The sequence below is a fragment of the Alloactinosynnema sp. L-07 genome (assembly GCF_900070365.1).
GTDB lineage: Bacteria > Actinomycetota > Actinomycetes > Mycobacteriales > Pseudonocardiaceae > Actinokineospora.
In genome coordinates this window covers 313,333-335,695 of the sequence record NZ_LN850107.1, presented here as the reverse complement: position 1 = coordinate 335,695, position 22,363 = coordinate 313,333, and the positions used below count along the sequence as shown (strand labels likewise).

20 protein-coding genes are annotated in these 22,363 nt (G+C 70.4%); 14 read left to right on the top strand and 6 right to left on the bottom strand.

The annotated features are described in order from the left end of the window. Positions 1-213: 213 nt before the first annotated feature. Positions 214-1,497: a hypothetical protein gene (locus tag BN1701_RS01635; protein WP_054044767.1), complete on the top strand. Its 1,284-nt coding sequence runs from the start codon at positions 214-216 to the stop codon at positions 1,495-1,497. Between the two features lie 150 nt (positions 1,498-1,647). Further along, complete coding sequence (locus BN1701_RS01630) at positions 1,648-3,141, top strand: cytochrome c biogenesis protein ResB (RefSeq protein WP_082859605.1); 1,494 nt, start codon at positions 1,648-1,650, stop codon at positions 3,139-3,141. Positions 3,142-3,147: 6 nt separating this feature from the next. Here the strand turns inward: BN1701_RS01630 and BN1701_RS01625 are convergent, their stop codons facing one another. Continuing rightward, a complete protein-coding gene (locus tag BN1701_RS01625; RefSeq protein ID WP_157367722.1) occupies positions 3,148-3,627 on the bottom strand; it encodes an alpha/beta fold hydrolase in 480 nt (159 codons plus the stop codon). 150 nt (positions 3,628-3,777) lie between these two features. Here BN1701_RS01625 and BN1701_RS01620 point away from each other — a divergent pair, with 150 nt between their 5' ends. After that, on the top strand, positions 3,778-4,005 hold the full coding sequence (locus BN1701_RS01620; protein WP_054044762.1) for a hypothetical protein: 228 nt from the start codon (positions 3,778-3,780) through the stop codon (positions 4,003-4,005). A gap of 5 nt (positions 4,006-4,010) precedes the next feature. Further along, the gene (locus BN1701_RS01615) at positions 4,011-4,241 is read left to right on the top strand and encodes a hypothetical protein (RefSeq protein ID WP_054044760.1); all 231 of its coding nucleotides are present in this window, start codon (positions 4,011-4,013) and stop codon (positions 4,239-4,241) included. A 112-nt stretch (positions 4,242-4,353) separates the two neighbouring features. Here the strand turns inward: BN1701_RS01615 and BN1701_RS01610 are convergent, their stop codons facing one another. Next, a complete protein-coding gene (locus tag BN1701_RS01610; protein WP_082859604.1) occupies positions 4,354-5,313 on the bottom strand; it encodes an arsenic resistance protein in 960 nt (319 codons plus the stop codon). A gap of 431 nt (positions 5,314-5,744) precedes the next feature. Between BN1701_RS01610 and BN1701_RS01605 the strand changes: the two genes are divergently transcribed. Next, positions 5,745-7,022: a cytochrome P450 gene (locus tag BN1701_RS01605; protein ID WP_054044756.1), complete on the top strand. Its 1,278-nt coding sequence runs from the start codon at positions 5,745-5,747 to the stop codon at positions 7,020-7,022. A 43-nt stretch (positions 7,023-7,065) separates the two neighbouring features. On the opposite strand, the gene BN1701_RS36715 is transcribed toward BN1701_RS01605, so the two are convergent. From BN1701_RS36715 to BN1701_RS36290, 3 genes are all read right to left on the bottom strand, one after another. Next, entirely contained in the window at positions 7,066-7,374 is a 309-nt protein-coding gene (locus tag BN1701_RS36715; RefSeq protein WP_054044754.1) for a hypothetical protein, read from the bottom strand. Positions 7,375-7,692: 318 nt separating this feature from the next. After that, a complete protein-coding gene (locus tag BN1701_RS01595; RefSeq protein ID WP_054044753.1) occupies positions 7,693-8,568 on the bottom strand; it encodes an alpha/beta fold hydrolase in 876 nt (291 codons plus the stop codon). Between the two features lie 28 nt (positions 8,569-8,596). Beyond that, positions 8,597-9,196 (bottom strand): TetR/AcrR family transcriptional regulator, encoded by a 600-nt coding sequence (locus BN1701_RS36290; RefSeq protein WP_054044751.1) that lies wholly within the window; start codon positions 9,194-9,196, stop codon positions 8,597-8,599. 43 nt (positions 9,197-9,239) lie between these two features. Between BN1701_RS36290 and BN1701_RS01585 the strand changes: the two genes are divergently transcribed. The 3 genes from BN1701_RS01585 (at position 9,240) to ccsB (ending at position 14,479) form a co-directional block, all read left to right on the top strand. After that, positions 9,240-10,709 (top strand): molybdopterin-dependent oxidoreductase, encoded by a 1,470-nt coding sequence (locus tag BN1701_RS01585; protein WP_082859602.1) that lies wholly within the window; start codon positions 9,240-9,242, stop codon positions 10,707-10,709. Between the two features lie 253 nt (positions 10,710-10,962). Further along, a complete protein-coding gene (locus tag BN1701_RS01580; protein ID WP_082859601.1) occupies positions 10,963-13,239 on the top strand; it encodes an MMPL family transporter in 2,277 nt (758 codons plus the stop codon). A 301-nt stretch (positions 13,240-13,540) separates the two neighbouring features. Continuing rightward, on the top strand, positions 13,541-14,479 hold the full coding sequence (ccsB, locus tag BN1701_RS01575; RefSeq protein WP_054044747.1) for a c-type cytochrome biogenesis protein CcsB: 939 nt from the start codon (positions 13,541-13,543) through the stop codon (positions 14,477-14,479). A gap of 186 nt (positions 14,480-14,665) precedes the next feature. Here ccsB and BN1701_RS01570 read toward each other — a convergent pair whose 3' ends face one another. After that, complete coding sequence (locus BN1701_RS01570) at positions 14,666-15,430, bottom strand: methyltransferase domain-containing protein (RefSeq protein ID WP_054044745.1); 765 nt, start codon at positions 15,428-15,430, stop codon at positions 14,666-14,668. On the opposite strand from BN1701_RS01570, the gene BN1701_RS01565 reads away from it, so the two are divergent. The 6 genes from BN1701_RS01565 (at position 15,429) to BN1701_RS01540 (ending at position 22,126) form a co-directional block, all read left to right on the top strand. Then, positions 15,429-15,959 (top strand): MerR family transcriptional regulator, encoded by a 531-nt coding sequence (locus BN1701_RS01565; protein WP_231949411.1) that lies wholly within the window; start codon positions 15,429-15,431, stop codon positions 15,957-15,959. The two genes, BN1701_RS01570 and BN1701_RS01565, sit on opposite strands and share 2 nt — an antisense overlap. A gap of 268 nt (positions 15,960-16,227) precedes the next feature. Further along, the gene (locus BN1701_RS35155; protein WP_157367720.1) at positions 16,228-16,608 is read left to right on the top strand and encodes a hypothetical protein; all 381 of its coding nucleotides are present in this window, start codon (positions 16,228-16,230) and stop codon (positions 16,606-16,608) included. A gap of 181 nt (positions 16,609-16,789) precedes the next feature. Further along, the gene (locus BN1701_RS01555) at positions 16,790-17,869 is read left to right on the top strand and encodes a PLP-dependent cysteine synthase family protein (RefSeq protein ID WP_054055542.1); all 1,080 of its coding nucleotides are present in this window, start codon (positions 16,790-16,792) and stop codon (positions 17,867-17,869) included. Between the two features lie 5 nt (positions 17,870-17,874). Further along, the gene (locus BN1701_RS01550; protein ID WP_369800466.1) at positions 17,875-19,242 is read left to right on the top strand and encodes an MDR family MFS transporter; all 1,368 of its coding nucleotides are present in this window, start codon (positions 17,875-17,877) and stop codon (positions 19,240-19,242) included. Then, positions 19,242-20,198 (top strand): aminotransferase class V-fold PLP-dependent enzyme, encoded by a 957-nt coding sequence (locus BN1701_RS01545; protein ID WP_054044741.1) that lies wholly within the window; start codon positions 19,242-19,244, stop codon positions 20,196-20,198. The genes BN1701_RS01550 and BN1701_RS01545 overlap by 1 nt, the downstream gene beginning before the upstream one ends. 1,253 nt (positions 20,199-21,451) lie before the next feature. Then, on the top strand, positions 21,452-22,126 hold the full coding sequence (locus BN1701_RS01540; protein ID WP_054044739.1) for an NB-ARC domain-containing protein: 675 nt from the start codon (positions 21,452-21,454) through the stop codon (positions 22,124-22,126). The last annotated feature ends 237 nt before the right edge of the window (positions 22,127-22,363 follow it).

The window sequence follows — 22,363 nt, the reverse complement described above, 5'->3', positions numbered from 1 at the left end:
GATGATAGCGCCTTGGCTGGGTGTAATCGGCCGGCTATGCAATCGCTCACGGGATCGAGGGCTCCGGTTGCGCAACCCGGACGCCGCTTGGTACCCATCGTCAGATAACGATTTAATCGTCCAACGACGATCCTTGTCGAGGAGAGGAGCGGTGATGGCCGGCAGGCAGAGCCTCGGGGTCGGCTCGGGACAGCGCAACTCGGAGGCGCGGAGGTGACCGCGACCGCGGGCGTTCGACGGAATTGGCCGCTGGCGCTGCCGGTGGTGGCCGCGATCCCCGGACTGGTGCTGCGCTTCGGCGGGGCGCCGACGCCGGCGGTGCTCGCGGTGCTGGTGCTGGGCGCGGCCGTGGTGGGAGCGGCGTTCTTCCTCAGCTGGGGCACCGAGCTGGCGGAGCGGGACATCGGGCAGGGGCTCGCGCTGGCGCTGTTGGCGCTGATCGCGGTGCTGCCGGAGTACGCGGTGGACGTGGTGTTCGCCTGGAAGGCCGGCCAGGACCCCGAGACCTACGCCCCGCTGGCACTGGCCAACATGACCGGGGCCAACCGGTTGCTGATCGGCGTGGGCTGGTCGCTGGTCGTGCTCGCGGCACTGGCCGCGCGGCGTCGCCGCGCACCCGACACCCGCCCGGAGGACCGCTCGGCCGTGCGTCTGGAACCGGTGCAGACCGTGGAGATCGCCTACCTGGCGGTGGCCAGCCTGTACGCGCTCACCTTCGCGCTGCGCGACACCCTCAACCTGCTGGACGCGGTCGTCCTGTTCGGGATCTTCGCGCTGTACCTGGTGCGGGTCAGCCGGGTGGACGATGACGACGACGAAGAGGTCGGCGAGCTGATCGGGCCAGCCGCGCGAATCGCGACCGGACCGGCCCGGACCCGCCGCTGGGCCGCGGTCGGCATGCTGGTGTTCGCCGCCGCGGTGATCCTGGCCGTGGCGGAGCCGTTCGCCGACGGCCTGGTCGAGACCGGCACCGAGCTGGGGGTCAGCCAGTTCCTGCTGGTCCAATGGGTGGCGCCACTGGCGTCGGAGACCCCGGAATTCATCGCCGTGCTGCTGCTGGCCTGGAAGCTGCGCGGCGCCGCCGCGCTGGGCGCGCTGATCTCCTCGAAGATCAACCAGTGGACGCTGCTGGTCGGCATCCTGCCGCTGGTCTTCGCGACCTCGGCCGGGTCGCTGGCCGGTTTGCCGATCGACCCGTTGCAGCGCGAGGAGTTGTTCCTCACCGCGGCCCAGTCGATGTTCGCCGTGTCCCTTGTCGCCGCCGGCGCACTGTCCCGGCGCGGGGCGTGGGCTCTGCTCGGACTGTTCCTGGCCCAGTTCGCGCTGGCGTGGACACTGACGCCGGACCTAGCCCAGATCGAACGCGTCGGACTCGGCGCGCTCTACCTGCTGCTCGCCGCGATCCTGCTGATCCGCAACCGCAGAGCGATGTGGATGACACTGCGCGACGGGCTCACCGGCCGCGCCCTCCAAGCCGAGCGCTCCGAGACAGGGTGACCTGCGTGAATCGCCCTGCGTCGGCAGCCGCTGCTGGAGGCGGAATACTGTGCGAGTCAGCGAACAGCGCGGACATGGTCGACAAGGGGAAATCGGATAGTGCGGGGAACTTTCGCGCTCTTGCGCAACACGTGGCGCGGCCTCACGGCTATGCGGACCGCGTTGACTTTGCTGTTCCTTCTCGCCCTGGGCGCGATGCCGGGTGCCCTGCTGCCGCAGCGCTCCCTCAACGCCGGCAAGGTTGATGAGTTCATCGCCGAGAATGGCTGGTGGGGCAGGTTCCTCGACGACCTCCAGTTCTACGACGTCTACGCGAGCGTCTGGTTCTCTGCGGTTTACCTGCTGCTGTTCGTCTCCCTAGTGGGCTGCCTGCTGCCGCGTACCTGGGCGTACTTCCAGCAGACGCGGGCCCGGCCCGTGCTCACCCCGCGCAACCTTGCCCGGATGCCGCACCATGCCAGCGCTGAGGTCGACGCGACGCCCGAGGAGGTCATCGCGCATGTCGAGCGTCGCCTCAAGGGCTGGCGTCGCATCATCCGGGAGGAACCCGATGGCATCCGAACGGTCAGCGCCGAGCGTGGCTACCTGCGTGAGACAGGCAACCTGGTGTTCCACTTCTCGCTGCTCGGCCTGCTGATCGCCTTCGCACTGGGCAAGATGGTGAACTACGAGGGTCAGGTCATTGTCCAGGCCAACGGCGGCCAGTTCTGCAACGCAGGCGTCTACAACTACGACACGTTCCGACCCGGCCTGCGCGTGGACGGCTCGAACCTCACCCCGTTCTGCGTGAAGGTCGACGGCTTCACAGCCACCTACCTACCCAACGGCCAACCCGAGAGTTTCCGCGCCGACATCGGCTATCAGTCCGGAACGGATCTGGAGACCGGCACCTGGCGGCCCTACGCGCTGGAGGTCAACAATCCGCTGCGCACTGCCGGTGATCGCGTCTATCTGCTCGGCCACGGCTACACACCGCTGTTCACCGTCACGTTCCCCGACGGGACCCAGCGGGTCGGTGCGGTGCAGTGGCGTCCGGTCGACCAGGTGACGCTGGCATCCGAGGGCGCGACGAAATTCGATCCGCCCGACGCCACTGATCCCGAGCAGCGCCGCAGGAACCAGCTCGCCATCACCGGCCTGCTCGCGCCCACCGCCGCTTTCCGAGGGGAGTTGCTCGACTCGGCGTTTCCTGCGCCGTACGACCCGGCCGTCGCAATCGACGTCTACCGCGGCGACCTAGGCATCGACGCGGGCCGTGGGCAGTCCATTTTCTCCATCGACGAGAGAATGGTGCAGGCTGGCGGGCTCATGAAGGTGGCCCGACAGAACCTGCGGATCGGCCAGGAACTGCGGCTCGACGACGGCACCGTGATCCGCTTCGACGGCGTGCGGGACTGGGTGTCTCTACAAATCTCGCACGACCCCACCCAGGTCTGGGTGCTCGTGTTCTCGGTCCTGATCGTCATGGGACTGCTACTGTCATTGAGCATCAAGCGCCGCCGCGTGTGGGTCAGGGCCACCCCGCGAGAGGACGGACGCACGGCGGTCGAAGTCGGCGGTCTCGCGCGCACCGACCAGGCCGGGTACGGCGAGGAGTTCGGCGGCCTGTCTCACGACCTGTTGACCGGACGGAAGAAGAGCTGACACCGATCAACGCGAAGCGCCCATCAACCCGGCCGGCGTCCGGCCGAACATCTGGAGGTGCTTGATGGGCAGGGGGAGGAAGTTGTCGAACGCCTCGCACGGAGTGAGCACCAAGCGCGCCAGACGCTTCGGGTGCAAAGCGGCGACGGCCTGGCAGATCGCGCCACCGGTGTCGTTCCCGACCATCGTGACTTCATTCAGGACCAGTGCGGCGAGCATGCGGTCCACCAGGTCGGCCAGGCCGAACAGCGAGAAGTCGGTGCCTACCCGCATGGGGAGCACATGTTCGCCCAGGGGCCAGTCCGGCGTGATGCACCGGTACCGCTGCGCGAGTGCGGGGACGATGTGCCGCCAGACGTCGGCGTTGGCGATGATGCCGTGGACGAACACGATGGGCGGGCCTTCGCCGCGCTCGTGGTAGCGGATGCGCCCCTCGGGAAGTCCGACCTCGCGGATCGGACCGAGCAGTTCGACGCTGGTGGCCATCGGTGCTCCTTTGGTTTTCGCGATTTCGGCCGGGTCGCTGACCGGTTTGCCGATCGACCCGTTGCAGCGCGAGGAACTGTTCCTCACCGCGGCCCAGTCGATGTTCGCCGTGTCCCTGGTCGCCGCCGGAGCGCTGTCCCGGCGCGGCGCGTGGGCACTGCTCGGACTGTTCCTGGCCCAGTTCGCGTCCTGGCCCAGTTCGCGCTGGCCTGGACGCTACCGCCGGACCTGGCCCAGATCGAACGCGTCGGACTCGGCGCGCTCTACCTGCTGCTCGCCGCGATCCTGCTGATCCGCAACCGCAGAGCGATGTGGATGACACCGCGCGACGGGCTCACCGGCCGCGCCCTCCAAGCCGAGCGCTCGGAGACGGCCTGACCTTCATGGACGCGGCCCGCCTCGCGCGGGCCGCGTTCTTCGCCGACGGCGGTTGCCCGGATGAACGCTCGCGTAGACGGAGCCCGTCGTTCCGACCACTCACTGCGGTCAACCCGCGCAAGTTCGTCACCAGCGACATGGGCACGCGGCTGCGCGATGTCCGGCACCTCACCGTCACCCAGGTCAACGCTCTGTTGCGCAACGAGCACCCTGGGCGAACTCAGCCGACGACATGACCTACCTCGACATCGCCACCGAGCCAGTCCAGTAGGCAGACCAGGTCTGATCACGTCCTCACTAGTCGGCAGCCCTGGTTCCCAGGATCCTGACCTCGGCCACCATGCTTGGTCAGGACGCGGTGTTGACCGTGTGTTCAGGAACCAGCCGCGGCACGGCGCGGACGTAGGCGACCATGCCGAGCACCTCGACCAGGGTCTGGGCGACGACAATGGCCGCGGCCAGCGCCAGCCGGTCGGGCAGCGCGAGGGCAAGCGGGAGCACGACCAGGGAGTTGCGGGTGGCTCCGGTGAACACCACCGCTCGCGAGGCCGCGACGTCGAGGCGGAACACGCGGCTCACCGCCCGCCCGGCGTAGGCCATGACCACCAGAAACGCCACGTAGAAGGGGATGACGGCAGCCACGTCGGCGAGGTTGCCGCCCAGCTTGGGAATCTGGGAGGCGACGACGACGAGCAGCGTGGCGGCCATCAGCGGCACCATCGTGGTGTTGGCCGCCGCGGACACCACCCGGCCCGCTGCCGTGCGAGCAGCCCAGGCCTGAGTTGCCCAGGCCAGCGCCAGCGGGATCGCGATCAGCACGACGAACGCCTCAACGAACGGTCCTACCTCGACGATGTCGGCCAGCTCCGATCCCAGGAACAGGTACAGGAACACCGGCAGCAGCAGCATCTGGGCGACCAGCAGCAGCGGGGTGGCGGCCAGCAGGCGGCGATTGCTGCCACCGGCGAGGCCGCTGAAGACGATGACGTAATCCACGCACGGGGTGAGCAACACCAGCAGCACCCCGATCCGCACGGCCTGATCGGCGGGCAGCAACACGAAGATCCCGGCGACCACGGCCGGGACGACGAGGAAGTTCACCACCAGCGTCGCCGACAGGAACCGCCCGTCGCGCAGCGACCGCACCAGCTCGGCAGCGGGCACTTGCAGGAAAGTGACGTAGAGCAGGGCGCCCAGCACCGGGTAGATGACGTGCTCCAGACCCGGCCCGGCGGCGGGCAGTACCCAGCCGAGCAATCCGCCTGCCGCCATCGCCGCGAGGTAGATCGCGATCTGGTGGTGCTCCATCCGCTCGACCACACCCTGCGACTGCCGTGTCACCCTGCCCGCTCCTCTCCCTCGACACAGACCTGCTGGTCCATCCTCACATCCCTCGCACAGGCCAGTCACGGTCGCCGCCGGTGCGCTGACCCGGCGCGGCGCGTGGGCACTGCTCGGACTGTTCCTGGCCCAGTTCGCACTGGCCTGGACGCTACCGCCGGACCTGGCCGCCGGCCGAACGCATCGGACTCGGCGCGCTCTACCTGCTGCTCGCCGCAGTGCTGCTCGTCCGCAACCGCAGGGCGATGTGGGTGACGCTGCGAGACGGGCTCACCGGCCGCCCCTCCAAGGCGAGCGCTCCGACATCGCCTGACCTTCATGGACGCGGCCCGTCCCGCACGGGCCGCGTCCTCCGCCGGCGGCGGTTTGCCCGGCGAACGTTCGGGTAGCCCGAGCCCGTGACGACAGCCACTCCGATCGACACCCTCAAAGTGATCTCCGCGGTCATCGCGCCCACCGTCGCCGGCGGTGTCATCAAGCGGCGACCGCGCGTCACCGGCCTGTTGGAGAAGGTGCAGGCGGACCGCGGTGCCGTGCGGGTCCTGCAGGACCTGCGCGCCCGCTATGGCGACGGTCTGCTGCGGCTGGCGCTGCCGGGCCGGTCGTTCGCACTGGTGCTGTCCGCCACGGATGCCGGGCGTGTGCTGGCCGAGGCGCCGGAGCCGTTCAACCCGGCGAGCAGGGAGAAGAAGGCCGCGCTCCGTCAGTTCCAGCCGCACGGCGTGCTCATCTCCGAGGGCGCGGCGCGGCGACAGCGGCGGGAGTTCAACGAGACGGTCCTGGAGACCGCGCGGCCGGTGCACCACCTGCTGCCGGTGATGCTGGCGAAGATCCGCGAGGAGACCGCGGCGCTGCCCTCGTCGGGGACGCTGGACTGGGACGGGTTCGCGCCGGTGTGGTGGCGGATCGTGCGCCGCATCACGCTCGGCGACGCTGCTCGCGACGACCGAACCACCACCGACCTGTTCGGCCGGTTGCGGCAGGCGGCGAACTGGTCCTTCGCCGCCCCACGACGCCGGACGCTGCGCGCCAGGGCACTGGGACGGCTGCAGACGCACCTCGACCGCGCGGAACCGGACAGCCTGGCCGGTGTGATCGCACAGCACCCGGACCCGGACGCGGTCAGCCAGGTGGGGCACTGGCTGTTCGCCTTCGACGCGGCCGGCATGGTGACGTTTCGGGCGCTGGCGCTGCTCGCGACGCACCCGGCCCATCGACAACGAGCGTTGGCGGAGGCGCCGGACGCGCCAAACCTGCCGTTCCTGCGCGCCTGCGCGCTCGACACCGTCCGGTTGTGGCCGACCACGCCGGCCATCCTGCGGGACACCACGAAGGAGGTTGACGGCCTGCCCGCGGGCACCGGGCTGCTGATCTTCGCGCCGTTCTTCCACCGCGACGACCAGCATCTGCCGTACGCGCACAGCTTCTCGCCGGAGATCTGGCTGGACGGACGCGCGCACGAACAACCGGCGCTGGTGCCGTTCAGCGCGGGGCAGGCCGAATGCCCGGCCCGCAACCTGGTCCTGACGGTGACCAGCACGCTGCTCGCCTCCCTGCTGGCCGACCGCGAGTTCCGGCTCACCTCCGATCAACCCTTGAGCCCGGCCGCACCACTGCCGTTCACCCTCGGCAACTTCGGCCTGACCTTCTCGGTCGGCCCGCGCGAACGGCCGTGAGCGGGGTGGCCGTCAGCGACCGACGATCACCCCGCTGACGTGACTACACGTGGCGCACGAACACCGGGTTCGAGTAGAACCACAGGTCGGTCCAGGGGTTCTCCTTGCCGTCGGGCAGCGGCTCGGCTTCGTCGGTGTTCGTGCCGCGCACCCGCGCGCAGAGGTCGGTCTCGATGTTGCGCGGCGTGTGCCGGATGACGTACTCGGATCCCTGCCGGTGCCAGTCGCTCGGGCCGAACCGGGCGACGACCTTGGTGGTCGGGTTGGTGTCGGCGTCGAGGTTGGAGCCGGGGCCGGGTAGGCCAGCTCCAGGTTGACCTTCGAGTGCGTCGGTCCGCCGTGGTCGGTGCACATCGCCCAGGTCAGGCCGAAGTGCTTGGCCATGATCGCGTTGGTGACGACCGGGTACACCGCGTCCGCGCCCTTGCTGAACCTCGGCGGGGTGACCGACGTGTCGAACTCTCCGCGGTACTCGGAGTGGACATGGTGGTCGCCGGCCCGCCACGCCCGATGCCGGCCATCGCCACGCCCCTGCGTTTCGGGGGCACCCTGCGCCCAGGCACTGCCACCTGCCGCCAGCGGACCGGAAGCGACGAACGTCGCCCCGACACCGGCGTACTTGACCAGCTGACGACGTGAGACCGGCGGACCACGGTGACCCTCGTGTCGGTCAACGGGCGGCGCGGTCTCCGGTGGTGGACAGGAACTCCTGGATGAGAGCGGCCACCCGACGCGGCTGGTCCTCCGTGACGAACGGACCGGAGTCCTCGATGATCCGCAGCCGGGCATCCGGGAGCCGGCCGGCGAGCCGTTCCGCGTGGTCGAGAGGGAAGAAGTTCTGCCGCGCCCAGGCCAGCAGCACCGGACGCGGGAACCGGGACAGGGTCTCGGCCGCCTCCAGGGTGTAGCGCGTGGAGATCGCGCGCACGAGGTGGGCGAAGTTCCGGCGCACGTCGGCGCGTTCGCGCAGCGGGGCGGTGTAGCTGCGCATGATGTTGGCCGGGATCGGTCGGCGGGTCAGTAGTCCGAACGCGATGGGCAGGCGCTGCACGGGCCGGTACCGCAGCGACTCGGCGAGGACCTTGAGCCCCGCGGTGGTGCGGCCGAACAGCTGGAGGTGCTTGATCGGCAGCGGCAGGAAGTTGTCGAACGCGTCGCACGGGGTGAGCACCAGGCGCGACAACCGGTCCGGGTGGTTGGCCGCGACGGCCTGGCAGATGGCGCCGCCGGTGTCGTTGCCGATCAACGTCACCTCGTCCAGGTCGAGGGCGGCGAGGGTGCGGTCGACCAGGTCGGCGAGGCCGAACAGGGAGAAGTCGGCGCCCTCGCGCAGGGGCAGCTCGTGGCCGCCCAGCGGCCAGTCGGGGGTGATGCAGCGGTAGTGCTCGGCCAGCCGGGGAACGACGTGCCGCCACACGTCGGCGTTGGCGATGATGCCGTGGACGAAGACCAGCGGCGGCCCTTCGCCCCGCTCGTGGAACCGGATCGGGCCCTCCGGCAGTTCCACTTCTCGGGTGGGGCCCAGGGATTCGACGCTGACGGCCATGTGGGACTCCTCTGCGGTTCGGGACGGTTCAGCGTTTCGGCTCGGCCAGCAGGCCGGGCATGAGCAGGGCGATCAGGGACTCCGCCGTTCTCGCCGCGTCCCACTGGTGGGCGCCGCGCAGGTGCAGGTAGGTGCGGGGCACGATGTTGAACAGCAGCACCGCGGTCTCCTCCGGGTCGAGATCGCCGCGGAAGGAGCCTTCGCTGATGCCGTCGCGCAGCAGCCGTTCGAACGGCGCCACGTAGACGTGCCGGGTGTCCGTGCCGTCGGAGGACTCCCCGTCCAGGTGGAATATGGGGTCCGGCGCCGAGCTGAGACCCGTCAGCAGCGCCAGGTGCTCCTCGACGACGTCGCAGCAGGCGTGCAAGGCCGCGCGCAGCCGCTCGGGCGCGGTGCCCGGCCCGGTCAGGGCGGGCCACAGGCTCGCCTGCCACGCCTGTGCGGCGCCGACGACCAGGGCTTCGACCAACTGCTCACGGGTGGCACCGCGCCGGTAGAGGGTGACCCGGGAGATCCCGGCGGCCTGGGCGACCCGTTCCAGCGTGAACTCGTGCCAACCGTGCTCGGCGATCACCTGGGCCGCAGCCGCCAGAACGGCATCATCGAGCAACGGTCTCTTGTCGTTCATGCTTCCGTCGACCCTCCTGATGTGCAACACATATAGTGCACATATGAAACATGCGAGTACAACCAGGGGTGGTGGGACGGGCTGGCGGCGCGGAGTCGCGGCCGGTCTGGTCGGACTCGGGGTGGCGGAGGCGACGGCTGTGCTGTCGAGGTCGCGCTCCCCGCTCGACGCGGCGGGCCAGCTGGCCGCCGACATCGGACCGCGAGCCTTGGTGGAGGTCGTGGTCCGTTTGCTGAAGGAAGCGGACAAGCCGGTGATCCGGGCATCGGCCGCCGCGGCCGTGCTCGCCGCGGGAGGCATGCTCGGCCGGACTCGCCGCCGCCCGCTTCGCGACATGTTGGTGGCCGGTGGTGCGGCCGGCGCCGCGACGGCGTTGACGCGCCGCCGCGCGGTGGCCACCGACGGTCCGATGGCTGCGAACCTGGCCGCGGCGTTGGCAGGCGCGGCGGCGACCGTCGCGGCCTTGAACACCAGGCGTCCGTCGAACGCGGTGCTCACGGCACTCGGCGCGCTCGCTCTCGGCGCGGCCACCGCGGCCCAGGGGCGCCGCCGCACGCAGTTGCCGTCGGCCGCCAGGACGCCTCGCGCCCTCGACCCGCTGCCGCCCGCCGTCGACGGCGGCGAGCACTGGCCCGGGGTCTCGCCGCTGATCACTCCGGTGGGCGAGTTCTACGTCACCGACGTGAACATGCGCCCGCCGGTGGTGGACCTGGCGCGGTGGCGGTTGACCGTCACCGGCGAGGTCGGCACGGAACTGTCGCTCGGCTACGACGACCTGCTCGACCTCGGCCCGGTCGAGTTCGACGCCGTCCTGGTGTGCGTTCACAACCGGCTGGGCTGGGGCCGGTTGGGCAACGCCCGGTGGCTCGGCGTGCCCCTGAAGTCGCTGTTCGACCGGGCGGCACCGGTGTCACGTCGGGCGAACCTGGTGACCCGGGCGGTCGACGGCTGGGAGTGCACGCTGCCGCTGCGCGACCTGGACGAGTCGGGTGGGTACGTCGTGGTCGGCATGAACGGGCGGCCGTTGACCGCGGCGCACGGCTTCCCGGCGCGCGTGGTGGTGCCCGGGATCTACGGGCAGTACACCGGCGCGAAGTGGCTGACGGAACTGAGGGTCCAGTCCGGCCCGAACCCCGACTACTGGCTGAGCAGGGGATGGACGCGCGGACCCCTGCGCGTGCGCCCCCTGTCCCGGATCGACCACCCCACCCACGGCGCGCGGGTCCCGACCGGCGCAGTCGACGTGACCGGTGTGGCATGGGCCCCGCCCAGCGGCGTCCGCGAGGTCCACGTGGCGGTGGACGACGGCGAGTGGACACCGGCCGAACTCGCCGCCGAACTGGCCCCGTCCTCCTGGCGGCGCTGGCGCCACCGGGCCGACCTCCCACCCGGCCCCCACCGCATCCGGGTGCGATGCGTGACCACGGACGGGCGCATCCAGGACGCCCTGGCCCGGGAACCGTTCCCCACCGGCGCGACCGGACACCACACGATCACCGTCGACGCACGCTGACGACGCCCCGAGGACGCCGCGCGGTTCGCACCGGTCGCCGCCTAGCCCCCGAGTAGCGCCACGCGCCGTCATGCCGGCCTCGGACACGACCACCGGCGGGTCTCCCTGATCGGCTCAATCAGCAAAATTCAGCGATTACATCGCCAAGTAGCGATGTAATCGAATATGATCGATCTCGCTGCGAGGCGGTGAGCCCGCAGCGACAGGGGATTCAGGGTTGGAACCCCCGCCGCCCGATCATGGAGGACTGGCCGTGAGCCACAACAAAGCGCCGGAGACCCCGGTCACTCGGCACCCCGCACCCGATCCACCACCGCTCCCGGACCGCTCGGCGCTGTCGGGCCTCGGCCGCCTGCTCGCGCGGCGCAGGCTGTGGGTGCTGCTGGTGACCGCGGTCGTGATCGGACTGGCCATCCCGTTCGGCGCCGACGTGGAGAGCAGGTTGTCCGAGGGCGGCATCACCGCGCCGGACTCGGAGTCCGCCCGCGCCGAGAAGCTGCTCGACGAGGAGTTCAAGTCCGGCGCACCGCACCTGGTGTTCGTCGTGTCCGCCTCGGACGACGTCGACACGCCGGCCGTGACGGAGCGGGGCGAGCGGATGACGGAACGGCTGGCCGGCGAGCCGGGTGTGGTGCAGGCCGTGTCGTACTGGTCCTTGCAGCGCGCCGAGCCGCTGCGGTCCGCCGACGCCCGCTCCGCGCTGATCATGGTGCGGCTCGGCGGCGATGAGGACGCGGTGCGCAAGGCGGCCAAGCGGATTGTGCCGGCCTACGTCGGCGAGCGCGAAGGACTGACCGTGCGGGTGACCGGCTCCACCCAGGTCCGGGTGGAGATCGAAAGTCAGAGCGCGCAGGACCTGACCAAGGCCGAACTGCTTGCCGCGCCGCTGACGCTGATCATCCTGTTGCTGGTGTTTGGCAGCGTCGTGGCGGCCAGTTTGCCGCTGGTCGTCGGAGCGCTGGCGGTGATCGGTTCGTTCGTCGTCCTGCGCCTGCTGGACATGCTGGTGCCGGTATCGGTCTTCTCGGTCAACATCACCACGGCCCTCGGCCTCGGCCTGGCCATCGACTACAGCCTGTTCATCGTCACGCGCTACCGCGAGGAACTCGGCAAGGGACGCACGGTCGCCGAGGCCATCGGCGCGACCCTGCGCACCGCGGGCCGCACCGTGATCTTCTCCGCGCTCACCGTGGCGCTGTCGTTGTCGGCGATGCTGGTGTTCCCGATGTACCACCTGCGGTCGTTCGCCTACTCCGGCATCGCCGTGGTGGTCCTGGCCGCCGTGGGCTCGATCGTGGTGCTGCCCGCGTTGCTGGCGCTGCTGGGCCGTCGCGTCGACGCGCTCGATGTCAGGCGCCTGTTCCGCCGCAAGCCTCCCGCCACCTCTCCCGACACGGCGGGCCGGGCCGGGTTCTGGCACCGACTGGCCTCCGCGGTGATGCGCCGGCCGGTGCCGTTCACGCTGGCCGTCGCCGGTCTGCTGATCACGTTGGGCATCCCGTTCCTTCGGGTGGAGTTCGGCGACAGCGACGACCGGGTGCTACCGCCGGACTCCCCGTCCCACGTGGCGGCCCAGATGCTGCGCGACCAGTTCGACAGCCAGGAGGGCTCGCCGATCTCCGTCGTCCTGCCCGACGTCGATCCCGACACCAAAGCCGCCGAGATCGGCGACTACGCCACCCGCCTTTCCCGGCTGCCCTCCGTCACCAGGGTGGACGCCGCGACCGGCTCCTACGTCGACGGCGGGCTCGTGGCCCCACCCGGTCCGGCGGCGCAGCGGCTGACCGCCGACGCAGGCACCGTCCTGTCGGTCATCTCCGACACCGAGCCCTACTCCGAGCTCGGCATGGACCTGGTGGGCACCGTCCGAGAGGTGCCCGCGCCCGCGCCGACGCTGATCGGCGGCCAAGCGGCGGTGCTCGTCGACGCGAAGAACACCCTGGGCGACAAGCTGCCCTGGGCACTGGCCATCATCGCCGCCTCCACGATGGTGCTGCTCTTCCTGTTCACCGGCAGCCTGCTCATCCCGCTCAAGGCGATCCTGCTCAACCTGCTCAGCCTCACCGCCACCTTCGGCGCGATGGTCTGGGTGTTCCAGGAAGGGCACTTGCGGTGGCTGCTGGGCGACTTCACCGTCACCGGGCTGATCGACATCGACACCCCGGTGCTGATGTTCTGCGTCGCGTTCGGCCTGTCGATGGACTACGAGGTGTTCCTGCTCTCCCGCATCAAGGAGGAGTACCACCGCACCGGCGACAACACCGCCGCCGTCGCCTGGGGCCTGCAGCGCACCGGCCGCCTGGTCACCGCCGCCGCGGTCCTGGTCGCGGTCATCCTGCTCGCCTTCGCCACCTCCGGCCTCACCCCGCTGAAACTGCTCGGCGTCGGCCTCGCGCTCGCCGTGATCATGGACGCCACCCTGGTCCGCGGCATCCTCGTCCCCGGGGTCATGCGCCTGGCCGGCAGGGCGAACTGGTGGGCCCCCGCGCCGCTGCGGCGCCTGCACCAGAAGATCGGCCTATCCGACTGACCACACGCCGCAGAACACCGCTGCCACCTTGCGCGGCGCCCAATCCACCGCCGCCACACCCACGAAGTCGAGCGACCTGGGGGCGCGCACTCGACGACACGCCACAGTCGGCGTCGCGACCGCACGCGTCAGCCGCGCGGTCCGACAGGCCCGCTGCGGTGGTGTCGGCACATGCCGACACCACGGGCTCGCCGAGGACCGCGGAAAGACAGGCGTCTACTATTTCCAGTCGTAAACCCAGGGGTGCGTCAAGGGCGTGTGGTCAGCGCTCGGGACCGCACGGTGAAGGCGAGGAGATCCGGTGCCGGTGAACGTGGCCCTGGCGGCTTACAGCGACTGGACCTACGCGGCGTCGGTGGCCGTCTACTTCATCGCCACCGTGCTGTACCTCGGTGAAATGGCGTTCACACGGACCGTGAGGGCGGCGAAGCGGGAACTGGTGGTGACGGCAGGCACCCGCGCCGACGGCACGTGGACACCGGGCCTCGTGGCCTCCGGCCGCCGTCCCCTCGTGGAACGCGTCGGGCGGGCCGGGGTGGCGTTGACCGTCCTGGCGTCGCTGTTGCAGGCGGCTTCGCTGGTCCTGCGCGGTGTGGCGACCGGTCGCGCGCCGTGGGGCAACATGTACGAGTACGGGTCGCTGCTCACGCTGGCCGCGGTGGTGACGTGGCTGGTGTTGACCCGGAAGCACCCGGTGCGCAGGCTCGGCGGCTTCGTCCTGATCCCGGTCATCATCCTGCTCTTCGTGGGCGGCACTTCCCTCTATACCGACGCGGCGCCCGTGCAGCCGGCGCTGCAGTCGTACTGGCTCGTGGTGCACGTGTCGGTGATCTCGGTGTCCAGCGGCATCCTGCTCGTTCCCGGCGTGGCCAGCGTGCTGTACCTGCTGAAGTCCTCCGGCCGCGCGCGGTTCGCGAACCTGCCCGAGGCCGACGTGCTGGACCGAATCGCCTACCGCAGCACGGTGTTCGCGTTTCCGCTGTTCACCATCGGCGTCATCTGCGGCGCGATCTGGGCCGAGGCCGCGTGGGGTCGGTTCTGGGGCTGGGATCCGAAGGAGACTGTCGCGTTCGTATCGTGGGTGCTCTACGCGGCGTACCTGCACGCGCGCGCCACGGCCGGCTGGCGCGGCAGGTCCGCCGCATGGATCAACGTCGTCGGGTTCGTCGTGACAGTCTTCAATCTCTTCTTCATCAACCTGGTGATCGCCGGGCTGCACTCGTACGCGGGGATCGGTTGACCTGCTCGTCGCAACGGCGAACGTCGGCAATACCACGTGACTTCCCGGGTGGAGGCCGTGATCTGGAAGTCGACCCCCGCGTCCGGGGGAACTTCCCGCGCAGGTCGTCTCCCGCCGCGCTTGCCAGTGGCCGGAGGCACAGGACCGGCACGGCCATGACCGTCTCCGTTGCCCGACGGCGCAGGGTCAGCGGCGTGCGGTCGCGACGAACAACGGCAGTGCGAAGAACATCCGCCCGGCACGAGCGCGTTCGGTTTGCTCGGCGATCCACAGGTCGGCTTGGGACTCGGTGACGGCCTCGGCAGCGCGAGCGACGTGGGCCAGACCGCTGAGCGCGGGCAGCATCATCGTGTCCGTGAAGACACCGGTGTACACCTCGACGGTGACGTCGACGAAACCCGTCCCGAGCAACATATTCCGATAGCCGCGTGCGGCACGCGGAGCGGGGAGGGCGTCGGCGCGCGCCCGCACAATGGCGCGGGTGAGGTCCGCGTGGTCGGAGTCGATGACGAAGGTGTCCCAGTCCTGGCCGATCAGCACCACCCGTCCGCCAGGGACGAGGACCCGGCGGGCTTCACTCAACGCACGGGCCGGGTCGTCGAGTTCATGGAAGACCTTGTCCGCCCGGTACGCGCTGACCTCGCCATCGCTGAACGGCAAGCCCTCGGCGCCGGCGAGGTGGAACCGTAGGTGCGGCCAGCGGGCCCGTGCGACATCGATCATGTGCTCGCTCACGTCGACGCCGACCGCCGTGGCCCCTCGTTCGGCCATTTCCGCGACGGCTCGACCGGTGCCACAGCCCACGTCGACCACCAGGTCAGCGCGGTGGAGAGCGAGCAGTTCGTAGGACCGGGCGCGGAGTGCGACGGTGCCGGGGAGGCTGTCGGCTCGATCGAGCAGCGCGACACGCGCAGCGTTCTCGGCTTCCCCTGTTGTCGTGTCATTGGACATGACTGCGATCCTGCGACTTAATGTCGACATGAAGTCAAGCGAAGCTGGCCCAAGGTTGGGCATCGGCGATGTCGCACGGCGTTTCGGCCTGGCCACCCACGTCCTGCGGCACTGGGAGACGATGGGACTCCTCGCGCCGGTCCGCGCGGAGGGCGCTCGGCGCCATTACAGCTCGGCAGATCTCTACCGCGTCGCGGCAATCCTGCACGCCAAAGAGGCCGGTTTCGGGCTGGAGGACATCCGCGACATGATCACCACTCGCGACCCGACGTCGCGGCAGAAGCTCTTGCAACGACGCCGCGCCGAACTCACACGGCGGATCGCCAAGATGCAGGGCTCGCTCGAGCTCATCGACGCCGCGCTGGGCTGCGACCACGATGACATCGCGCGATGTCCGCGCTTGCAGACCGTGCTGGCGGAACGGATCGGCGCGGAAGCGCCGTCGGCCATCCGGCACGACGACGCGATTCCCACCGTCTACGACCACATCGGCACCTGCGCGGTGCGCACGGGCGGTGCGTCGAGGTGAGCCAGGTGATCGCGACCGTGCGCAACCGCGGCAACTCCACTGGGCCGCGCCCGCACTTCAACGAGTGAAACGCCACCGGCCAGCGCGTCCCACACACAAGGCGCACCCCTCCTGGACAGCGCGACTCGGAGCAATGCGGTCGCGGCCACGGACGGAACCACACGATCGGTACCCGCTCTATGCGCGTCGAGCTAGGCCATTTGGTCTAGTATTGACGCAGAGTGTGGGGACGAGTGCGGATCGTGTTGCCGATGTCGGGGGGTGGATCGTGCGGGCTGGAGCGCTTATCGTCCTGCTCGTCCTGCACGTCGTGGGCTGCCTGTCCGATTCGATGGTCGGTCCACTGGCGACGTCCCGGCCCGTCGCGGTGGTGGCCGCCGACGCTTCCCGGCTCGATGGCGGTGACCTCGGTCGGACGGTCGGCGAGGTCCGCGTGGGCGTACCGGCCCGAACCGATGCCCATGCGGGGTGTCAGCCCTCTGCGGCGGTGCTGCCGGAGAACTTCCCCGCGCCCGTCGCCCAAGATGGGGACGCGCCCGCTGTCCAAGCGCCGTGGCAGGCACACCCCGCCATGGTCCCGCTCGGCTCCGCTCCACGGTCGCCGACCGGTCGTGACGTGTTGACCCGCGCGTGCGCCTGGTTGATCTGACGGCACGGTTACGCCGGTAGGGCCCGACGCGTGCAAAGCACGTCGTTCGAAGTGGCCCCGGCGTCCGGCGCACGCTCTGGTCGCGTCGAGTGGTCGACGCCTGAAGCCACCGAGAAGGACCGTGAACACCAACGCGAGCACTCTCGCGGCGCTGCACCATGCCCAGCGCCGCGTCCCCGCGGTGGGGCAACTGCTGCCCGCGCCGTGGTCGACGAGCACCACACCGGCCGGTCTGGTCGGCAACACCCCTGTGCAGTGGATCGACGCGCCGTTCGCGCCCGAGGGTCGGGGTTTCTGGGCCAAGCTGGAGGGCTCCAACCCGGGAGGGATGAAGGACCGCCCCGCCCTGCACATGGTGCGTCGTGCCCGCGAGCGCGGTGACCTGCGCCCAGGGGGCGGGATCGTCGAGTCCACCAGCGGCACGCTCGGCCTGGGGCTGGCGCTGGCCGCGATGACCTACGGGCACCCGCTGACGCTGGTCACCGACCCCGGGCTCGAACCCGCGGTGGAGCGGCTGCTGGCCGCACGCGGGGCCCGGGTGCACCGGGTCGACCGGCCGCACCCGGTCGGCGGCTGGCAGCGGGCGCGGTGCGACCGCGTGGCCGAGCTGGTCGCCGAGCAACCCGGCTCGTGGTGCCCCGACCAGTACCGCAACCCCGACAACGTCGACGCGTACGCGGGCTTGGCGATGGAGCTGGTGGCACAGCTGGGGCGGATCGACGTCCTGGTGTGCAGCGTGGGGACCGGTGGTCATTCCGCCGGTATCCACGCGGTGCTCCGCACGTTCTTCCCCCACGTGCGGCTGGTGGGTGTCGACGCGGTGGGCTCCACCATCTTCGGTCAGCCCGCCCGACCCCGGTTGATGCGAGGGCTGGGCAGCAGCATCCACCCCGGCAACGTCGCCTACGACGCGTTCAGCGAGGTGCACTGGGTCGCTCCGGCCGAGGCCGTCCACGGCTGCCGGCAGTTGGCTGCGGGCCACTACACCACGGGCGGGTGGAGTGTGGGCGCCGTGGCGCGGGTCGCGGGGTGGATGGCGCGGACCTGCCCGGCGGAGACGCGTATCGCCGCCGTCTTCCCCGACGGGCCCCACCGCTATCTCGACAGCATCTACGACGACCGGTACTGCGCGGCGAACGGTCTGCTCGACGTGCCCCTGCCCACCACGCCCATCGAACTCCGCGACCCCGCGGCCGAGGAGGTAACTGGTTGGGCCCGCTGTACACGCGTGGTGGCGCCGACCGTGGCGGTCGTGGCGTGAGGGCCGTGACGAGGCAGTACCGGTCCTTCGGCAGGCCGGTTCGGCTGCTCTGCGTCAACCAGTTGGGCATCAACACCGGCTTCTACCTGCTCATGCCCTACCTGGCCGACCACCTGGCCGTCGACCTCGGGATGGCGGTGTGGCTCGTCGGCCTCGTGCTCGGCGTGCGCAACCTGGCCCAGCAGGGCATGTTCCTGGTCGGCGGCACCCTGGCCGACCGCTTCGGCGTCAAGCGGATGATCGTGGCGGGCTGCGCCCTGCGCACGGTGGGGTTCGCACTGCTCGCCGCGGTCCACTCCACCCCGGCGCTGATCGTCGCGTCGGCGGCGACGGGGTTCGCCGGGGCCTTGTTCAACCCGGCCGCCCGCGCCTACCTCGCCCTGGACGCGGGCGGGCGCCGGGTCGAGGCGTTCGCGTTGTTCAACGTCTTCTACCAGGCGGGTGTGCTGGTGGGGCCGCTGCTGGGCCTGGCGTTGGTAGCGGTGGACTTCCGCCTGGCCGCCGGGGTCGCCGCGGCGGTGTTCGCGTGCCTGACGGTGTTGCAGTGGCGCGCGCTGCCGGCGCGGCCACCCGAGGACCGCTCGGCCGGCTCCAGGTCCGTCCTGGCGGACTGGCGGCGCGTGGTCGGCAACCGCGCGTTCCGGCTGTTCTCCCTGACCATGATCGGCACCTCGGTGCTGTCCTTCCAGGTCTACCTGGCGCTCCCCCTGGAGATCAGGAGGGTCGCCGGCAGCGAGCAGGCAGGGGTCGTCGGCACCGCGGCGCTCTTCGTCGCCTCGGGCCTCGTGGCCGTCCTCGGCCAGGTCCGGCTGACCGCGTGGTGCAAACGGCGTCTGCGGCCCGCGCGGACAATGGTACTGGGCGCGGTGCTGATGGGATCCGCGTTCCTGCCCACCGCACTGACCGCCCTGCTCCAGCCGCCCGCGCCGGCGGACGGGTGGATCGGCCAGGTCGGGGCGTTCGCGCCGGCCGTGATCGGCGCGGCCCTGCTCACCGCCGGGACCACCGTGCTCTACCCGTTCGAGATGGACACCGTCGTCGGCCTGTCCGGTGGCACGCTCGTCGCCACCCACTACGGCTTCTACAACACGGTGGCGGGCATCGGCATCGCGGCCGGGAACCTCGGCGTGGGCGGCGTGCTCGACGTGGCCCGCGACACCGGGATCGCGGCCCTGCCGTGGCTGGTGCTGATCGCGGTGGCCGCGGCGAGCGCCGCAGGCCTGGTGGTGCTGGACCGTGGGCGCCACCTCGGCCCGGCACACGTCGCCGAGGCGGTGGAGCGGCCCGTCACCACCGAAGGCCGTGACGGCGCCGCGTCCACTCCGATCACCGGTCCGGCTCCTGCTGGTGCCGACCGGGGAAGGACGTCCTGATGGCGCTGAACCGACGCGCGGTCTTCACGGGTTTGGCGGTCGCGGGATCGGGCGGGCTGTCGCCGCGCGCGGGCGCGTCCGCCGGTGATGACGGCGAGCCGTCACCGAGCGCGCCGCCGGGTGCGGACCCGCGACGACTGGCCCGCGACGAGAGCTTCTGGGGACGGGTGGCGGCCCAGTTCCGGGTGAGCCCGGAGTTCACCAACCTGGAGAACGGCTACTACGGGATCATGCCGTTGCCGGTCCTGCGCGAGTACGAACGGCAGAGCCGTCGGCTCAACGAGGAGAACTCCCACCTGCTGCGCGGCGCGTACAAGACGGTCGAGTACCCACGTGCCCGCGCCAGGGTGGCCGAGGTGGCGGGCGTGGCCCCGGACGAGGTGGCGCTGACCCGCTGCGGCACCGAGGCGCTGCAAAACCTCATCGCCGGCTACAACCGCCTCCGACCGGGCGACGCCGTGATGTACTGCCGCCTCGACTACCACAGCGCCATCTACGCGATGAACTGGCTCAAAGGCAGACGCGGCGTCGACGTGGTGGCGATCGACCTGCCCGAGCCGCACACCGAGCAGGCGATCCTCGACCACTACGCCCGGCAGCTGCGCAACCACCCGACGGTCGAGTTGTTGCTGCTGACTCACATGAACAACCGGACGGGCCTGGTGAGCCCGGTGGCCGCGCTGGTCGATCTGGCGCGCAGGCGCTCGGTCGACGTCATCGTGGACGCCTGCCACTCCTTCGGCCAGCTGGACTTCCGCCTGCCCGACCTGGGTGCCGATTTCGTCGCGTGCTGCCTGCACAAGTGGACGCACGCGCCCCTGGACACGGGTTTCCTCTACATCCGGTCCGAACGCCTGGGTGACGTCGACCCCTGCTTCGGTGACGAGACGTATCCGGCTGACGACATCCGGTCGAGGGTTCACTCGGGCACGACGGTGGGCGAGGTTCTGGAGTAGCTCGTCATCGAGCGGCGGCCGGCCTCGTTGCGGTTGCTCTGCGAGCGTGTTGGCGGTCTCAAGTGCCTGGCGGGTGGCGTCGGGAAACTGGTCGACGTCGAGGAGTGGCCCTGGGAGGGAACGGATGCCCTCTGCCTCCCAGGATCGGTCGGCTAGTTCGCGCTGGGCGTGGGCGATGATCTCGCCTATGGGGACTCGCCGGAGAACGTCGCTGGTGATACCGATGCGACGTGAGCGCGAAGGGGCATCGTTGCCGTCCCTTTTGGCGTGCTGGAGCTTGTCCCATTCGTCCCAGTAGCCCCAACGTGGTTGCCACAGTTCGAGTTCGGCGATTTCGAGGCCGGAGCCGGAGTTAACGAGGATCCCGTAGACCGACACGGGGAGATCGTGGCTGTGGTAGGGGAAGTCGGCGACGTAGCCCGGACCACGTGACCGTTCTTTGACGAACAGCTCGAAGGATGGGCTGGGATCGCATCCTCGGGCACCTCGCCTGGGCCGGGGTACGCCTCCCAGGGGTCCATCGCACGCATAATGATGGACTGCTTCATGAGGTCAAGCTGCTGGCGCGTGCGGCTGATGTCGTAAGAGAGGTCACGCACTTCCCAGTGTCCGGCTTGAGGCGACGCTCACCTTTGGGCGCGTCAGGGTTGACGAAGTCGTCGTCGGCGAAGACAGGCTTGGGCATGGCTTGACCTTAAATTCATCCGGTGCGCGAACCGTATGGAAAAACCGTATGACTTGTGACGCGGCGCAAGTCATCCCTGTATGCGCCCGGTTACCGCGCCGCTGGTCAAGGGCGGTATGCCCCGAGCCGGGTCCGCTCGCCAACAGACTCGCCCAGACCCGCCGCGCCGCCGAGGCGTAGTTCGACGAGAACTGACCCGCCAGCTCGACTCTGCCGCGCTCGGCGCCACCCGTGCGAGTGATCATGGCCGAGGTAGAAGGGGTGCTCAGGCGGAGTGCCGCCCCACCAGCGCCTCATGAGCGCCCTGGTCTCGCTCTGGTTCGGATCTTCCTGCCGCCGGTCTAATCGCCGACACCAATCGACCCGGTCGAGTCTGGGCAAAGCGGACGAACCGCTACCGGTCAACCTGTCGGAGGTCGGCCAGGGTGCGCAGCGAGTCGGGCTCGTGATGACGAGCCGGGCGGGGAGAACGGCACAGTGATGACGACGCAGGAGGCTGCGCACGAGTGGGGCATGAGCCCGCACGGTCACCGCCGACACCATCGTCCTGCACGCTCCCGAGCACCGGGTGCCGGTGCCCCGGCAGCTTCCGCCGCCCGCGCGCACCTGGGTCGACCGCGCAGAGGAACTGGAGCGGCTGGACCGTCTGCTCATCACAGCGGGCCCGACCCGCGTGGTGGTGACCGGCCTGGGTGGGGTCGGCAAGACCGGCTTGGCGGTGCGCTGGCTCGACGCGCACCACGAGCGCCACCTCGACAGCGTGCTGCACGTCGACCTCAACGGCTGGAGCGGCCATCGGCCACCGGCCACACCGCAGGTCCTCGCCGGATGGCTCCGTGCGCTCGGTGTCGCCGCCGACGACCTGCCAGGCGAGGTGGCGGAGCTGATCGCGTTGTACAGGACGGTCACCTCGGACAAGGCAGTGGCCGTGCTGGTCGACAACGCCCGTTCCGCCGAGCAGGTGCAGCCCCTGGTACCCGCTACCGCGCGCGGCACGATCCTGGTCACCAGCCGCCACCGCCTCGCCGGACTGGCCCTCGCAGGATTCCGTCACCTCGACCTCGACTGCTTCCCCGCCGCCACCGGCGCCGCGCTCCTGGCCGGCCTGCTCGATGAGGCCCGGCAACCTCTCGGTGAGGACCTGCTGCACGCCCTGGCCACCCGCTGTCACGGGCACCCGCTCGCCCTGACCATCGCCGGGGCCCACCTCGCCGCGCATCCCCGGCGCGACCCGGCGGCCTGATCACCCGCCTGACTCGCCTCGCCGAGGCGTCCGCCGCCTTGGACCCGCATGAGCTGTCCGTTGAAGGAGTGCTGCAGATGAGCTACGAGGACCTTGACGCCACCACCGCCCGGCTCTACCGCGGCCTGGCCGAACATCCCGGCGTCGAGTTCACCGCCGGGCCGGTCGCTGCCGGGCTCGACGTGTTGATCAGTGCGGTCGACCGCGGACTCGGGCGGCTGGTGGAGGCGAACCTCG

Coding starts and splice junctions, on each gene's coding strand:
- BN1701_RS01630 (WP_082859605.1), top strand. CDS start 1,648: ATGCGGACCGCGTTGACTTTGCTGTTCCTTCTCGCCCTGGGCGCGATG.
- BN1701_RS01625 (WP_157367722.1), bottom strand. CDS start 3,627: ATGGCCACCAGCGTCGAACTGCTCGGTCCGATCCGCGAGGTCGGACTT.
- BN1701_RS01615 (WP_054044760.1), top strand. CDS start 4,011: ATGGACGCGGCCCGCCTCGCGCGGGCCGCGTTCTTCGCCGACGGCGGT.
- BN1701_RS01610 (WP_082859604.1), bottom strand. CDS start 5,313: ATGGAGCACCACCAGATCGCGATCTACCTCGCGGCGATGGCGGCAGGC.
- BN1701_RS01595 (WP_054044753.1), bottom strand. CDS start 8,568: ATGGCCGTCAGCGTCGAATCCCTGGGCCCCACCCGAGAAGTGGAACTG.
- BN1701_RS36290 (WP_054044751.1), bottom strand. CDS start 9,196: ATGAACGACAAGAGACCGTTGCTCGATGATGCCGTTCTGGCGGCTGCG.
- BN1701_RS01585 (WP_082859602.1), top strand. CDS start 9,240: ATGAAACATGCGAGTACAACCAGGGGTGGTGGGACGGGCTGGCGGCGC.
- BN1701_RS01565 (WP_231949411.1), top strand. CDS start 15,429: ATGACTGCGATCCTGCGACTTAATGTCGACATGAAGTCAAGCGAAGCT.
- BN1701_RS01570 (WP_054044745.1), bottom strand. CDS start 15,430: ATGTCCAATGACACGACAACAGGGGAAGCCGAGAACGCTGCGCGTGTC.
- BN1701_RS01545 (WP_054044741.1), top strand. CDS start 19,242: ATGGCGCTGAACCGACGCGCGGTCTTCACGGGTTTGGCGGTCGCGGGA.